The sequence below is a fragment of the Bacillota bacterium genome (genome assembly GCA_023511835.1).
Lineage (GTDB): Bacteria > Bacillota > Sulfobacillia > JAIMAT01 > JAIMAT01 > JAIMAT01.
The window spans coordinates 1-13,297 of the sequence record JAIMAT010000058.1; the positions used below are offsets into that span (position 1 = coordinate 1).

The window sequence follows — 13,297 nt, forward strand, 5'->3', positions numbered from 1 at the left end:
ATGGACGGCTACGCCGTGCGCGCGGCCGACGTGGCCGGGGCGACGGAGGAGCGGCCCGCCCGCCTCCGCCTGGCGGGGGAGGTGCGCGTGGGCGAGCCGGCCTCCCTCGCGCTGGGGCCCGGCGAGGCGGCGACGGTGCCCACCGGCGGCGCCCTGCCGGAGGGAGCCGACGCCGTGGTGCCGGTGGAGTGGACGCGGACGGCCGCCGGGGCGGTGGACGTGCTCCGGCCGGTGGAGGCGGGCGAGAACGTGGCCGCCCGGGCCAGCGACGTCCGCCCCGGCCAGCTCCTCCTCCCCGCCGGCCACCGCCTGCGACCGCAGGACTGCGGCCTTCTGGCCGCGCTGGGGCGCCTGCGCGTGCCGGTAGCCCGGAGGCCGCGCGCCGCCGTCCTGGCCACGGGCAACGAGGTGGTGCCGGCCGACCGCCGGCCCGGCCCGGGACAGATCCGGGATGCCAACTCCTGGTCGCTCCTGGCCGCGCTCCACGCCGCCGGGCTGCGGGGCGAGTACCTGGGCGTGTCCGGCGACGACCAGGAGGCCATCCGCCAGCTGCTGGAGAGCGCCCTGGCCCGCTTCGACGTCGTGCTGGTCTCCGGCGGCTCCTCGGTGGGCGCACGCGACCTGACCCAGCATGCCATCGAGTCGCTGGCGCGCGTGGTCGTCCACGGCGTCGCCATCAAGCCCGGCAAGCCGGCGCTGCTGGCGGTGGCAGGCGGCCGCGCGCTGATCGGCCTGCCCGGCCACCCGGTCTCGGCGCTCACCATCTACCGGCTCCTGGTCCGCCCCCTCCTCCGGCACCTGGAGGGCGCCCGCCCCGCCTGGCCGCGGCCCGGCCTGCACGCGCGGCTTGCGGCACCGGTGCGCGCCCCGGCCGAGCGCGACGCCATGGTCTCGGTCCGCCTGCGCCCCGCCTCGCCGGAGGGCGCGGGCCTGGAGGCCGAGCCGCTCCGGACCAGCTCCGCGCACCTCTCCTCGCTGGTGCTGGCCGACGGGATGATCCGTCTGGCCCGCGGTGCGAGGCTGGAGGCGGGAGAGGAAGTGGAGGTGCTCCCCTTTGACGGCTGAGGCGCCCGGCGGCGATCCCTCCTCGCCGTTCGCGGGCTTCAGCCACCTGGACGCCGCCGGCAGGGCGCGCATGGTGGACGTGGGTGCCAAGCCGGAGAGCGAGCGCGTGGCTGTGGCGCGCGGGGCGGTGCGCATGCGGCCGGAGACGCTGGAACGCATCGCCCGCGGCGACCTGCCCAAGGGCGACGTCTTCGCCGTCGCGCGCGTGGCCGGAATCCTGGCCGCCAAGCGGGTGGACGAGCTGATCCCCCTCTGCCACCCGGTGCCGCTCAGCTCGGTGCGCGTCGACCTGCGCGGGCGGCCGCCGGAGCCGGGCGGCGACGGCCTGGCGGCGGTGGAGATCGAGGCCGAGGCGCGGACGGTGGCCCGCACGGGGGTGGAGATGGAGGCGCTGGCGGCGGTGAGCGTGGCGGCGCTGACCGTCTACGACATGTGCAAGGCGGTCGATCGCGCCATGGAGGTGGAGGCGGTGCGCCTGGTCTACAAGCGCGGAGGTCGGAGCGGGACCTTTCTCCGCGCGGGCGAGCCGCTTCCGCCCGGCCTGGAGGAGGGGCCGGGAGACCCCGCCTCGCCCGTCGGCGGGGCGCAGGATACCCCCGGCGAGTGATATCCTCGCGGCACAGCCCGCCCCAGACTGTGGGGGACCGGCCGCGGGCCGGCAGGGGAGGTGGCGGTGGTGGCGTCGCTGGCGGTGATCTCGCGTCATCCGCTCTTCGCCGCCGCCGTGGCGGAGGCGATGCGCGCCTGCCCGCGCATGCACCTGCTGGGCTGCTGGCGGTCGCCCGCGGAGGCCGGCGCGGGGCTGGAGGCAGAGCCGGAGGTCGTCCTCTTCCTGGTCGCCCGGCCGCCGGAGCCGGCCGGCGAGGAGCGGAGCGCCGCGTACCGTCTCTGGCCGCATGCCCGCCTGGCCGCGCTCTCCGTGGAGGCCAACCTGGCCTGGGCGCTGCCGTCCGGCGGCGAGTCCGTGGACGCCGACGGCCGGGAGGCGGTCGCCGCTCTGACCGTGCCGCGTTCCTTCTGCGAGCTGGGGTCGCTCCTCCTGGGCGAGGCCTGCCCGGGCCGCAAGGGCGACGCCTGTCCGCTGGCCTCCCGCACCTCCCCGCGCGCCGAAACGCCCGGGGCGGGGAGGGGAGCGCCTCCGGCCAGGCCGACGGAGGCCCCCTCCGGCTAGGCGCGGGGCGGCTCCTTGGGTTCCACCAGGCCTTCCTCGATGGCGTAAGCCGCGGCCTGGACGCGGTTCTGGACGTGCAGCTTGTCGAGGATGTGCTTGATGTGGATCTTGACGGTGTTCTCCGAGATGATCAGCCGCTGGGCGATCTCGCGGTTGGTAGCGCCGGAGGCGACGAGCTGGAGGACCTCCCGCTCGCGCTCGGTCAGCCCCTCGCTCTCCTCCGCCTCGGCGGGAGCCTCGCCGCCGCGCGGGGTGCCCAGCCCGTCACGTCGTCCGACGGAGGGCATCCGGGCGAACTCCTGCAGGATCAGCCGCGCCAGGCTGCCGGAGATGGGCGCCTCGCCGCGGAAGACGCCCTCGATGTAGCGGAAGAGCTCCTCCGGCTCCAGGTCCTTGAGGAGATACCCCTGCGCCCCCGCCTTGATCGCCTCGAACAGGTTCTCGTCCCGGTCGGAGACGGTCAGCATGACCACGGGCAGCTCGGGGTGGGCCCGGTGGATCTGCCGGGTCGCCTCGATGCCGTTCATGATCGGCATGTTGACGTCCATCAGCACCAGGTCCGGGCGGAGGCGGTCGACCGCAGCGATGGCCTCCTCGCCGTTCCCCACCTCGCCCACCACCTGGAGGCTGGGCCGCGAGGCCAGGAGCCCGGCCAGCCCCTTCCGGAAGAGGACGTGATCGTCAACCAGCAAGATGCGGTGCGCCACGGGTATCCTCCTCGATGGGGCGCGGGACCGGGATGGCCAGGACGACCTGGGTGCCCTGGCCCGGCGCCGAGAGGATGTCGACGAAGCCGCCCAGCGACTCGGCCCTCTCCTGCATGATGCTCATGCCGTAGTGACCCTTGGCGTTCTGCCGGGCCACGTCGAAGCCGACGCCGTCGTCGCTGATACGGAGCCAGAGGTGGCCCCGCCCTTGCTCCACGGCCAAGTGGACGCGGGAGGCGTGGGCGTGCTTGCGCACGTTGGCCAGCGCCTCCTGTACGATACGCCAGGCCTGCACCTGCGCGCCGTCGGGCAGCCCGTCCAGCAGCGCCAGCTCCCCCTCCGCCGAGGTCTCGATCCCGTTCATCGAGCGGTAGTCTTCCAGATATTCGGCGAGGATGGCGGAGAAGCGCTTCTCGCGCGCGGCGCTGGTCTTCAGGTCAAAGATGGAGTGGCGCACGTCGCCGTAGGTCTCCTTCACCACACGCCGCAGCTCCGCCAGCCGGCGCGAGAGGTCGACGGCGCCGGCCCGGATGGCCTCGTCCTCCAGCAGCTTGAACTGGAGGTTGAGGTAGCCCAGCGTCTGGGCCAGCCCGTCGTGCATCTCGCGTGCGATCCGCTCCCGCTCTTCGACGACGGCCATGTTCTGCACCTGCTGATAGAGCCGGCTGTTCTCCCAGGCGATGGCCGCCTGGCTGGCGAAGCCGCCCACGAAGGCCTGCTCCTCCTCGTCGAAGGGACGGGGCGAACGCCGCGCCACCAGCAGGATGCCGATCACGCGCTCCCGGGAGAGCATGGGCATGGCCAAGACGGCGCGCGCGCCCTCGCGCCAGAGGAGCGGGAAGGCCTCCTCCGGACGCTCGGCCAGCGAGGACAGGTCGGCCGCCGCCAGCGGCACCCGCGCCAGGCGGGCGCGCGCGGGCAGGTCGGCCGCCTCGAAGGGGACGGGCGGCGCCTGGCGGAAGCCGGCCACCGCCCGCCAGAGGAGGCGGGAGGGTCCGCCGGGCCCCGCCTCCTCGGTGAGAAAGGCGGCCAGATCGGCGTGGGAGAGCTGGCGCAGCTGTTCGGTGACGCCGGCCAGCTTTCCGTCCAGGCCGGCCACCACCGCCAGCTCGCCGGCCAGGCGGTAGAGCGCCTCGAAGCGGTCGCGCTGGCGCTCGGCCTGGGCGAGGAGCGACCGCACCTGGTTCTCCAGGTGCTTTCTCTCGCTCATGTCGCGCAGGACGAGGGCCGCGTAGCGCTCGGCCCCCTGGTGGACCTCCGAGGCGGAGAGACTGACAGGCACGTCGCGCCCCTCGCGGGACCGGATGACGACCTCGCGGTAGGGGACGCGCCGTCCCAGCTCCAGGGTGCTCTGGATGGGGCAATCGATGTTGCAGGGGGTGCCCCCCTCCGGCGCGCGACAGCCGAGGACGGCGCTGCAGAGAAGGCGCTCGCCGCCCTCTCCGGGCTCCCAGCCGGTCAGCGTCTGCGCCGCCGGGTTCATCTCCACCACCCGGTGGCCGGCGTCGACGATGAGGATGGCGTCGCTGGAGCCGTCGACGAAGGTGCGCAACCGCTCCTCGTCGGCGCGCAGCCTCTCGGACTGGCGCCGGAGCGTCCCGAAGACGTAGCTCGTGAAGAGCGCCGAGCCGGCCAGGAGGAGGAGCAGGACGAGCGCCCGCGCCGCCCAGGCACCGGTCGTCTGGCGCAGGTCGGTGAAGAGTTCCAGCAGAAAGCCGACGAAGACGACGGGCGCCAGGAAGGCGATCCATTGGATCGCCCGCTCGTTCCACGCCTCGACGGATCGCTCCAGCGACCTCCGCCCGTTTCTCATCGCGCATCACCGGCTCCCGGCACGATGTTAGCACGCATGGGTCATACGGGTCATGAACGACTCGCCCGATCGGGTGGTGCCGCCTTCTCCCCCTGGAAACGGCGCATGGACTTGGTTGCGGTGGGTTGACACTACCGGGGCGGGCGCGTACCATCGTTCCCGGTTTAGCACTCATCACCTGAGAGTGCTAACAAGTCGTGGGCACGGGAGGAGGGTTCGAGCGAGCATGAGCGTCAGGGAGGCTTCCAAGGTCCGGCTCCGGCCGCTGGGGGATCGCATCGTCGTCCGCGTCATCGAGCAGGAGGAGCGGACGCCCAGCGGCATCGTCCTGCCGGATACCGCCAAGGAGAAGCCGCAGGAGGGCGAGGTCCTGGCGGTGGGCAAGGGCGCCTACCTCGAGAACGGCCAGATCCGCCCGCTGGACGTGCAGGTCGGCCAGCACGTGCTCTTCTCCAAGTATTCGGGCACCGAAGTCAAGATCGACGGCGAGGAGTACCTGGTCCTCTCCGAGCGGGACGTCCTGGCCGTCGTCGAACGCTGAGCGGACCCCCGCGCCGACGCGGCCGCGGGAGTTCGCCGGCACGCCGAGCCGCCCCGGGGAAGCGGGGCTGCCCTCATCTTCGCCGCGAGGAGGGAACGAGAGAGGCATGGCCAAGCAGATCGTCTTCGACGAGGAGGCCCGCCGCGCGCTCGAGCGGGGGATCAACACCGCGGCCAACACGGTCAAGATCACCCTTGGCCCCAAGGGCCGCAACGTGGTGCTCGAGAAGAAGTTCGGCGCGCCCACCATCACCAACGACGGCGTCACCATCGCCCGCGACATCGAGCTGAAGGACCCCTACGAGAACATGGGCGCCCAGCTCCTCAAGGAAGTGGCCACCAAGACCAACGACGTCGCCGGCGACGGCACCACCACCGCCATCGTCCTCGGCCAGGCGCTGGTCCGCGAGGGTCTGCGCGTGGTGGCCGCCGGCGCCAACCCGATGCTGGTCAAGCGCGGCATCGAGAAGGCCGTCAACGCCGTGGTCGAGCAGATCCGCCAGGTCTCCAAGCCGGTGGAGACCCACAACCAGATCGAGGAAGTGGCCTCCATCTCCGCCAACGACCGCGAGATCGGCAAGATGATCGCGGACGCAATGGACAAGGTGGGGAAGGAGGGCGTCATCACCGTCGAGGAGGCCAAGACGCTGGAGACCACCGTCGAGGTGGTCGAAGGCATGCAGTTCGACCGCGGCTACCTCTCCCCCTACTTCGTCACCAACACCGAGACCATGGAGGCCGTGCTGGAGGATCCCTTCATCCTCATCACCGACAAGAAGATCAGCGCGGTCAACGACCTGCTGCCTGTCCTGGAGAAGGTGCTCCAGCGCGGCAAGCCGCTCCTGGTCATCGCCGACGACGTGGAGGGTGAGGCGCTGGCCACGCTGGTGGTCAACAAGATTCGCGGCACGCTCCAGGTCTGTGCCGTCAAGGCGCCCGGCTTCGGCGATCGGCGCAAGGCCATGCTGGAGGATATCGCCATCCTCACCGGCGGCCAGTACCTCTCCGAGGACCTGGGCATCAAGCTGGAGAACGTGACGCCGGACATGTTCGGCCGCGCCGAGCGCGTCACCATCGACAAGGAGAACACCACCATCGTCAAGGGCGCCGGCGATCCGCAGAAGATCAAGGACCGCATCAAGGCGATCCGGGCGCAGATCGAGGAGACCACCTCGGACTTCGACCGCGAGAAGCTGCAGGAGCGGCTGGCCAAGCTGGCCGGCGGCGTGGCCGTCATCAACGTGGGCGCTGCCACCGAGGTCGAGCTGAAGGAGAAGAAGTACCGCATCGAGGACGCGCTCTCGGCCACCCGGGCGGCGGTGGAGGAGGGCATCGTGCCGGGCGGCGGCTGCACCTACGTCCACGCCCTGAAGGCGCTGGAGAACCTGAAGGGCGAGACACGCGACGAGCAGACGGGCATCGAGATCGTCGCCCGCGCGCTCGAGGAGCCGCTCCGTCAGATCGTCACCAACGCCGGCCTGGAGGGCTCCGTCGTGGTCGAGAAGGTGAAGGAGCTGCCCGACACCGACGGCTTCGACGTCATGAGCCTCAGCTACGGCAACATGTTCGAGAAGGGCATCGTCGACCCGACCAAGGTGACTCGCTCCGCCCTCCAGAACGCGGCCAGCATCGCCGCCATGGTGCTGACGACCGAGTCGCTGGTGGCCGACATTCCGGAGAAGAAGGAGAACAGCGCCGGCAGCATGCCCGACATGGACATGTGAGAGCCGGCGGCCAGTCCGGCTGGCAGGCAGGGGCGGCCCCGCCCGGCGGCGGGGCCGCCCCGCGCGTTCCGGCCCCGGCCCGGCGGCAAGGCGGAGGTGGGCGACGTGGAGGTTCGGGAGCTGATGACGGAGGAGCCGGCCAGCGTCCCCGAGGGCGCCACGCTGGAGGAGGCGATGGCGGTGATGAGGGCGGCGGGCCTGCGGGCGGTACCGGTGGTGCGCGAGGGGCGGCCGGTGGGCGTCCTGGAGCTGGCCGAGCTCCTCCGCCTGGGGGTGGGGCGGCCCTCCGCGCCGGTGCCGGGGACGCGCCTGGTGGCCTCGCTGATGGCGCCGGCTCCGGCCGGCGTCCGCCCCTCCGCCTCCTGGGCGGAGGCGGCGCGGCGCATGAGCGAGGAGGGGCTGGACTGGCTCCCGGTGGTGGACGAGGAGGGCCTGCTGGTGGGCGTCCTCGGCCTGCGGGCGCTCTTCCGGGCCATGCTCCGCCTGCTGGGCTGGGGGGTGACCGGCGCCCCGGGCGCGGAGACGGGAAGACCTCAGCCGCCGGAGCGGGGGGCGTAGATCAGCAGCAGCTCGTCCGGCTCCACCCGGGCGTCGGCGAGGCCCACCCCCGGCGCCACGTCGGGCAGCCGGAGGCGGGCGGGGCCGGGCGACCAGGCCTCCAGCACCGCCGTCTCCAGCGCGCGGCCGTCGAAGGCGAGGCCGTCGGGACGCAGCTCCAGCCGGTCGGGCGCACCGCCTCCGCCGGGCAGGGCGCGGACGGCGAGGCGCAGGCGGAGGGGACCGAAGTCGAGGAGCAGGTCGGGCGGGGCGAAGCCCACCTGCGCCTCCCCGCCGACCAGCGGGCCGAGCGCGGCGGCGTCGAAGCCAAGGAGGAGCCGGGGCGGGGCCAGGCTGATGCGGGTGGAGGAAGGCTGCACGCCCGTCCAGGAGCGGCTGCCCAGGGCGCTCCAGAAGGCGAGGAGCTCCTTCTGGGCGGCGAGCCAGCGCGCCTCCTCGGCCTGGAGCCGGGCGGCGTCGCCGGCCAGGCGGAGGCGCGCCGCCGCCAGCGCGCGGGCGCGCTCCTGGCGGAGCGCCTCGAGCGAGCGCCGACGCTCCTCCAGGCTCGCCTCCGCCGCCGCCACGCGGGCGGCCTCGTCCTCGGCCCGGAGCCGGGCCGATTCCGCCCGGGCGGCCAGGCGGGAGGCCTGGTGCAGGAGGCCCAGCTCGTAGGCGGTCAGGCGGTCGAGCAGGTCCAGGCGCCAGACGAGGTCGCCGAGGCTGGCGGTACCCAGCAGGACGTCCAGCAGGCCGGGGGTGCCGGCCTCCTGGAGCCAGCGCAGCCAGGCGCCGGTGCGCGCGGCCGTCGCCCGGCGCTCGGCCTCCAGCCGGGCGGCCTCCCCGCGCGCCGCGGCCAGCCGGCTCCGGGCGGCGGCCAGCTCCCGCGCCGCCGCCTCCAGCTGGCCCTGGAGGCGGGCCAGCTCCAGGTCGTCGCGGGCCAGCTCGTCGAGGAGCGCCTGGATCTCGGCCTGGCGCTCCTGCAGCCGGGCTTGGTCGGCGGCGAAGGGGGAGGCGGGCGCGGGGGTCCCGCTGCCCGCGGAGGGCGCGGAGCGGGCCGGGCGGGCGGCCGGGCCGGCCGCCAGCGCCAAGGCCAGCACGAGCGCCAGCGCTCTTCTCGGGCGGGACGCGGCGCGCCCGCGCGGCGCCTCGGCGGTCACTTCCTCTCCCTCCCGGCCCCGCCGGCCTCGGATCGGCCGCGGCCGGCCAGGAGTTCGCGGCCGCGGGCGGCCTCCCTCCCGAGGCGGGGGAGGGGGGCCGGCCGCGTCCGATGCTCCGGCGGCGCTCCGGACGGCGCCGGAGGGCGCGCCCGCGCCACTGGTAGAATGGGGCCGGCCCGGGGAGTCCGGGCGGCGAAACGGGGGAGAGAGCGCGTGGAGCTGGAGAGGGGCGCGGAGGGCGCGGGGACGTCCGGGGCGACCGCGGGCGTCCACCCGGACGTGGAGCGGGTGCTACTTCCCGAGGCCCGGATCCGGGAGCGCGTGCGCGAGCTGGGCCTGGAGATCGCGCGCGACTTCGCGGGGCGGAGGCCGCTCCTGGTGGGGATCCTGCGCGGGGCGGTCATCTTTCTGGCCGACCTGGCGCGGGCCATCCCCATGGAGGTGCGGCTCGACTTCATGGCCGTCTCCAGCTACGGCAGGTCGAGCCGCTCGTCGGGGGTGGTCCGCATCCTGCACGACCTGGGCGAGAACATCGAGGGCGACGACGTGGTCATCGTGGAGGACGTCATCGACTCCGGGCTGACGCTGGCCTACCTGCGCGAGACGCTGGCCACGCGCCGGCCGCGGACGCTGAAGACGTGCACGCTGCTGCAGAAGGATTCGCCGGCGGCCAGGCGGGTGGGCGCCGACTACGTCGGCTTCCTCACGCCCAACGAGTTCCTGGTGGGGTACGGGCTCGACTACGCCGACCGCTATCGGAACCTGCCCTACGTGGGCGTCCTGCGGCGCGAGGTCTACGCCGGGAGGGGGTGAGGCCGGTGGCGGTGGCGGCGGGCGAAAGCGTCCTGGTGGTCGACTTCGGCGCCCAGTACGCGCAGCTGATCGCGCGGCGGGTGCGCGAGCTGGGCGTCTACTCGGAGATCGTGCCGGCGCGCGAGGCGGCCGAGCGGATCCGGCGCGAGCGGCCGGGGGCGCTGATCCTGAGCGGGGGGCCGGCCAGCGTCTACGAGCCGGGCGCACCGCGGCTGGAGGCCGAGCTCTTCCGTACCGGCCTGCCGGTGCTGGGCATCTGCTACGGCATGCAGCTGATGGCGCTGGAGCTGGGCGGTCGCGTGGCCGGTGGCGAGGGCGAGTACGGGCCGGCGCGGCTGCGGCTGGCGCCGCCGCCGGAGGCGGCCGCCCTCTTCCGCGGCGTGCCGGCGGAGTCGCAGGTCTGGATGAGCCACGGCGACCAGGTGCTGGGGGTGCCGGAGGGCTTCCTGGTGCTGGCGGCGACGGAGCGGACGCCGGTGGCGGCCATGGGCGACCCGGCCCGACGCCTCTACGGGCTCCAGTTCCACCCGGAGGTGAGCCACACCCGCCACGGGCGCGAGGTGCTGGCCAACTTCCTCTTCGAGGTGGCTGGGCTCAGGCCCACCTGGTCCATGGGCGACTTCGTGGCCGAGGCGGTGGAGGAGATCCGGCGGCAGGTGGGCGGGGGTCGGGCCATCGCCGCGCTCTCGGGCGGCGTCGACTCGGCGGTGGCGGCGACGCTGGCGCACCGGGCGCTGGGCGAGCGGCTCGTGGCCGTCTTCGTCGACCACGGGCTCCTGCGCCAGGGCGAGCCGGAGGCGGTGCGCGCCGCCTTCGAGCCGCTCCTGGGCCGGCGCTTCGTCGCGGTGGAGGCGGGGGAGCGCTTCCTCGGCCGGTTGCGCGGCGTCAGCGACCCGGAGGAGAAGAGGAAGCGCGTCGGGGAGGAGTTCATCCGCACCTTCGAGGAGGTGGCGCGCCGGCTGGAGGCGGAGGAGGGCGCCATCGACTGGCTGGTGCAGGGGACGCTCTACCCGGACGTCATCGAGAGCGGCGGGCCGGGCGCCTCGCTGATCAAGAGCCACCACAACGTGGGCGGGCTGCCCGAGCGGATGCACTTCCGGCTGGTGGAGCCGCTGCGGCGCCTCTTCAAGGACGAGGTGCGCGAGCTGGGCCGCCGCCTCGGGCTGCCGGAGGCCATCGTCGGCCGCGAGCCCTTCCCCGGCCCCGGGCTGGCCATCCGCATCCTGGGCGAGGTGACGGAGGAGCGGCTGGCCACGCTCCGCCGCGCCGACGCCATCGTGCGCGAGGAGATCGCCCGGGCGGGGCTCTCCGGGCGCCTCTGGCAGGCCTTCGCCGTGCTGACGCCGCTGGCCAGCGTCGGCGTCATGGGCGACCACCGCACCTACGAGCGAACCGTCGCCGTCCGCGCCGTCACCAGCGAGGACGGCATGACGGCCGACTGGGCGCGGCTGCCCTATGATGTGCTGGAGAGGATCTCCACGCGGTTGGTCAACGAGGTGGAGGGCGTCAACCGGGTGGTCTACGACGTCACCTCCAAACCTCCCGCGACCATCGAGTGGGAGTGACGAACCCGGAGCCGGCGGGGGAGGCCGCGGGGGGCGGGACCGGGAACCGGGAGCGGATGGGCGTGCTGCGCTGGATCCAGACGGTTCACGAGCGGGTCTCCATGCTCTGGAAGGTGATGGTCGCCAACGGGGTGATCATCGTCGTCGGCGCCGTCGGCGGCGTCCTCCTCACCCTCTGGGGGCTCCGCTCCGGGGCCGTGCTGGAGACCATGCTGCCCTTCGTCATCGCCGGCCTGGCGGCCACGCTGGTGGTCAACTTCCTCCTCGTGCAGCTGGCCTTCCGGCCGCTCTACCAGCTGCGCGAGGTGATGGAGACGGTGGAGCACGGGCGGCTGGAGGCGCGCGCGCCGGAGATCCGCGAGGACCCCGACGTGCGCCGGGTGGCCGAGACGCTCAACGCCATGCTCGACCGGCTCCAGCAGCAGCGGCGCATGGCCGCCTCGCAGATCCTGGCGGCGCTGGAGGCGGAGCGGAGGCGGATCGCCCGCGAGCTCCACGACGAGACGAGCCAGGCGCTGGCCACGCTCCTCCTCCACCTCGACCTGACGGTGCGCTCGCTGCCCCGCTGCGGCGACGAGCAGGGCCGGAACCAGGTGCAGCAGGCGCGGCGGCGGCTCGAGGAGAGCCGCCAGCTGGTGGAGAGCACGCTGGACGAGGTGCGGAAGCTGACCGTCGAGCTCCGCCCCACGGTGCTGGACGACCTGGGCCTGGTGCCGGCGCTGCGCTGGTACATCCACACCAAGCTGGATCCGGCCGGGGTGGAGGCCAAGCTGGACGTCACCGGCTTCGAGCGGCGGCTGCCGGACGAGCTGGAGACGGTCATCTTCCGCGTGGTGCAGGAGGCCGTCACCAACGTGCTGCGCCACGCCCGCGCCCGGCGCGTCTCGGTGGAGCTACACGAGGAGCCGGAGCTCCTCTACGTTCGGGTGCAGGACGACGGGCGGGGCTTCTCGCCCGAACAGCTGATCGGGCAGCCGGAGCGGAGCATCGGCCTGGCCGGCATGCGGGAGCGGGCGGCGCTGGTCGACGGCCGCCTGGAGATCCGCTCGCGGCCCGGGCAGGGGACCACCGTCGAACTGACCATCCCCCGCAAGGAAGGGGCCGTACGGGATGAAGCCCATTCGCGTGCTGCTGGTTGACGACCACACCATCCTCCGCGAGGGGATCCGCTCGCTCCTCGAGGAGCAGGAGGACATGGAGGTGGTGGGCGAGGCGGGCGACGGGGTGGAGGCCGTCGAGCTGACCGACCGCCTCCTGCCGGATGTGGTCCTCATGGACATCGGCCTGCCGCGCATGAACGGCGTCGACGCCACGCAGGCCATCCTGCGCCGGCATCCGGAGGTCCGGGTGCTCGTCCTCACCATGCACGACAGCGAGGAGTACGTGCGCACCATCCTCCAGGCGGGCGCCTCGGGCTACGTGCTCAAGCGCTCGGCGGCGCGCGAGCTGGTCTCGGCCATCCGCGCGGTCCACGAGGGGCATACGGTGCTCAATCCGGAGCTGAGCCGGGCGGTCTTCGCCGGCGGCGCGCGGCCCGAGCCCGGCGGCCAGCCGCTCCTGCCCCGCCTGCACGGCACCGACGTGCTCACCGAACGCGAACAGGAGGTGCTGCGCCTGATCGCGCGCGGCTACACCAACCAGGAGATCGCCGACAAGCTGATGATCAGCATCAAGACGGTGCAGGCGCACCGCGGCAACATCATGGAGAAGCTGGACCTGCACGACGCGGTCGAGCTGACCAAGTACGCGCTCCGGGTCGGTCTCATCTCCCTGGACGAGTCCGAGGAAGCGGACTGACCCCCTCCTCCTCCGCGCCCCCGGCCGCCCGTCCGTCCGGCACGGCCCCCCGGGCCGCCTCGCCGCCCGGCACGAAGAAGCCGGCCAGTGCCACGGCCAGCGTCAGGGCCGTCAGCCAGAGGGGCGAGGGCGCCGGAGCCGCGGCCGCGGCCGAGAGGCGGGGGTCGAAGGGGTCGGCGGGCAGCACGGGCAGCCAGCCCTGGTGCTGGAGCAGGACGACGGCGGCCAGCGCCAGCGCCTCGCGGCGGAAGCGGCGCACCAGGGCCAGGCAACCGGCCAGAAGGCGCTTCATCGGGCCTCTCCCCCTTCGCGCCGCCGGCGCTCCGCCGGCGGCGGCCCTAGGGTACCGTACCGAGGAAGGCGGCCCCCGGCTAGGGTCCACACCCTAGGGTGCAGGCATTATAACGC

At 73.8% G+C, this 13,297-nt stretch carries 14 protein-coding genes; 10 read left to right on the forward strand and 4 right to left on the reverse strand.

All coding sequences use genetic code 11. The features are described from left to right. From K6U79_08585 to K6U79_08595, 3 genes are all read left to right on the forward strand, one after another. Window positions 1-1,065: molybdopterin molybdotransferase MoeA (locus K6U79_08585; protein ID MCL6522408.1), on the forward strand; the 1,065-nt coding region annotated here is incomplete at its 5' end. Between the two features lie 70 nt (window positions 1,066-1,135). Further along, window positions 1,136-1,672 carry a cyclic pyranopterin monophosphate synthase MoaC gene (gene moaC / locus K6U79_08590; GenBank protein MCL6522409.1) on the forward strand — a complete coding sequence of 179 codons (537 nt, stop codon included), beginning with the start codon at window positions 1,136-1,138 and terminating at the stop codon, window positions 1,670-1,672. Between the two features lie 69 nt (window positions 1,673-1,741). Further along, window positions 1,742-2,236, forward strand: a complete 495-nt coding sequence (locus K6U79_08595; protein ID MCL6522410.1) for a hypothetical protein — start codon at window positions 1,742-1,744, stop codon at window positions 2,234-2,236. Here K6U79_08595 and K6U79_08600 read toward each other — a convergent pair. After that, window positions 2,233-2,928, reverse strand: a complete 696-nt coding sequence (locus tag K6U79_08600) for a response regulator transcription factor (protein ID MCL6522411.1) — start codon at window positions 2,926-2,928, stop codon at window positions 2,233-2,235. The two genes, K6U79_08595 and K6U79_08600, sit on opposite strands and share 4 nt — an antisense overlap. Next, window positions 2,918-4,756 carry a PAS domain S-box protein gene (locus tag K6U79_08605; GenBank protein MCL6522412.1) on the reverse strand — a complete coding sequence of 613 codons (1,839 nt, stop codon included), beginning with the start codon at window positions 4,754-4,756 and terminating at the stop codon, window positions 2,918-2,920. Before K6U79_08605 ends, K6U79_08600 begins: the two co-directional genes overlap by 11 nt. 226 nt (window positions 4,757-4,982) lie before the next feature. On the opposite strand from K6U79_08605, the gene groES reads away from it, so the two are divergent. The 3 genes from groES (at window position 4,983) to K6U79_08620 (ending at window position 7,578) form a co-directional block, all read left to right on the forward strand. Further along, complete coding sequence (gene groES / locus K6U79_08610; protein ID MCL6522413.1) at window positions 4,983-5,297, forward strand: co-chaperone GroES; 315 nt, start codon at window positions 4,983-4,985, stop codon at window positions 5,295-5,297. A 106-nt stretch (window positions 5,298-5,403) separates the two neighbouring features. Then, window positions 5,404-7,020 (forward strand): chaperonin GroEL, encoded by a 1,617-nt coding sequence (gene groL / locus K6U79_08615; protein ID MCL6522414.1) that lies wholly within the window; start codon window positions 5,404-5,406, stop codon window positions 7,018-7,020. Window positions 7,021-7,125: 105 nt separating this feature from the next. After that, window positions 7,126-7,578 (forward strand): CBS domain-containing protein, encoded by a 453-nt coding sequence (locus K6U79_08620; protein MCL6522415.1) that lies wholly within the window; start codon window positions 7,126-7,128, stop codon window positions 7,576-7,578. On the opposite strand, the gene K6U79_08625 is transcribed toward K6U79_08620, so the two are convergent. Further along, complete coding sequence (locus K6U79_08625; GenBank protein MCL6522416.1) at window positions 7,554-8,714, reverse strand: hypothetical protein; 1,161 nt, start codon at window positions 8,712-8,714, stop codon at window positions 7,554-7,556. The genes K6U79_08620 and K6U79_08625 overlap by 25 nt on opposite strands. Window positions 8,715-8,879: 165 nt before the next feature. Between K6U79_08625 and hpt the strand changes: the two genes are divergently transcribed. The 4 genes from hpt to K6U79_08645 all read left to right on the forward strand — a co-directional run bounded on the left by hpt (window position 8,880) and on the right by K6U79_08645 (window position 12,889). Beyond that, on the forward strand, window positions 8,880-9,527 hold the full coding sequence (hpt, locus tag K6U79_08630) for a hypoxanthine phosphoribosyltransferase (protein ID MCL6522417.1): 648 nt from the start codon (window positions 8,880-8,882) through the stop codon (window positions 9,525-9,527). Between the two features lie 11 nt (window positions 9,528-9,538). Beyond that, the gene (guaA, locus tag K6U79_08635) at window positions 9,539-11,092 is read left to right on the forward strand and encodes a glutamine-hydrolyzing GMP synthase (GenBank protein ID MCL6522418.1); all 1,554 of its coding nucleotides are present in this window, start codon (window positions 9,539-9,541) and stop codon (window positions 11,090-11,092) included. Window positions 11,093-11,154: 62 nt separating this feature from the next. Further along, a complete protein-coding gene (locus K6U79_08640; protein MCL6522419.1) occupies window positions 11,155-12,231 on the forward strand; it encodes a sensor histidine kinase in 1,077 nt (358 codons plus the stop codon). Then, complete coding sequence (locus K6U79_08645; GenBank protein MCL6522420.1) at window positions 12,203-12,889, forward strand: response regulator transcription factor; 687 nt, start codon at window positions 12,203-12,205, stop codon at window positions 12,887-12,889. The genes K6U79_08640 and K6U79_08645 overlap by 29 nt, the downstream gene beginning before the upstream one ends. Here K6U79_08645 and K6U79_08650 read toward each other — a convergent pair. After that, window positions 12,855-13,181 (reverse strand): hypothetical protein, encoded by a 327-nt coding sequence (locus tag K6U79_08650; GenBank protein MCL6522421.1) that lies wholly within the window; start codon window positions 13,179-13,181, stop codon window positions 12,855-12,857. The two genes, K6U79_08645 and K6U79_08650, sit on opposite strands and share 35 nt — an antisense overlap. Between the last annotated feature and the right edge of the window lie 116 nt (window positions 13,182-13,297).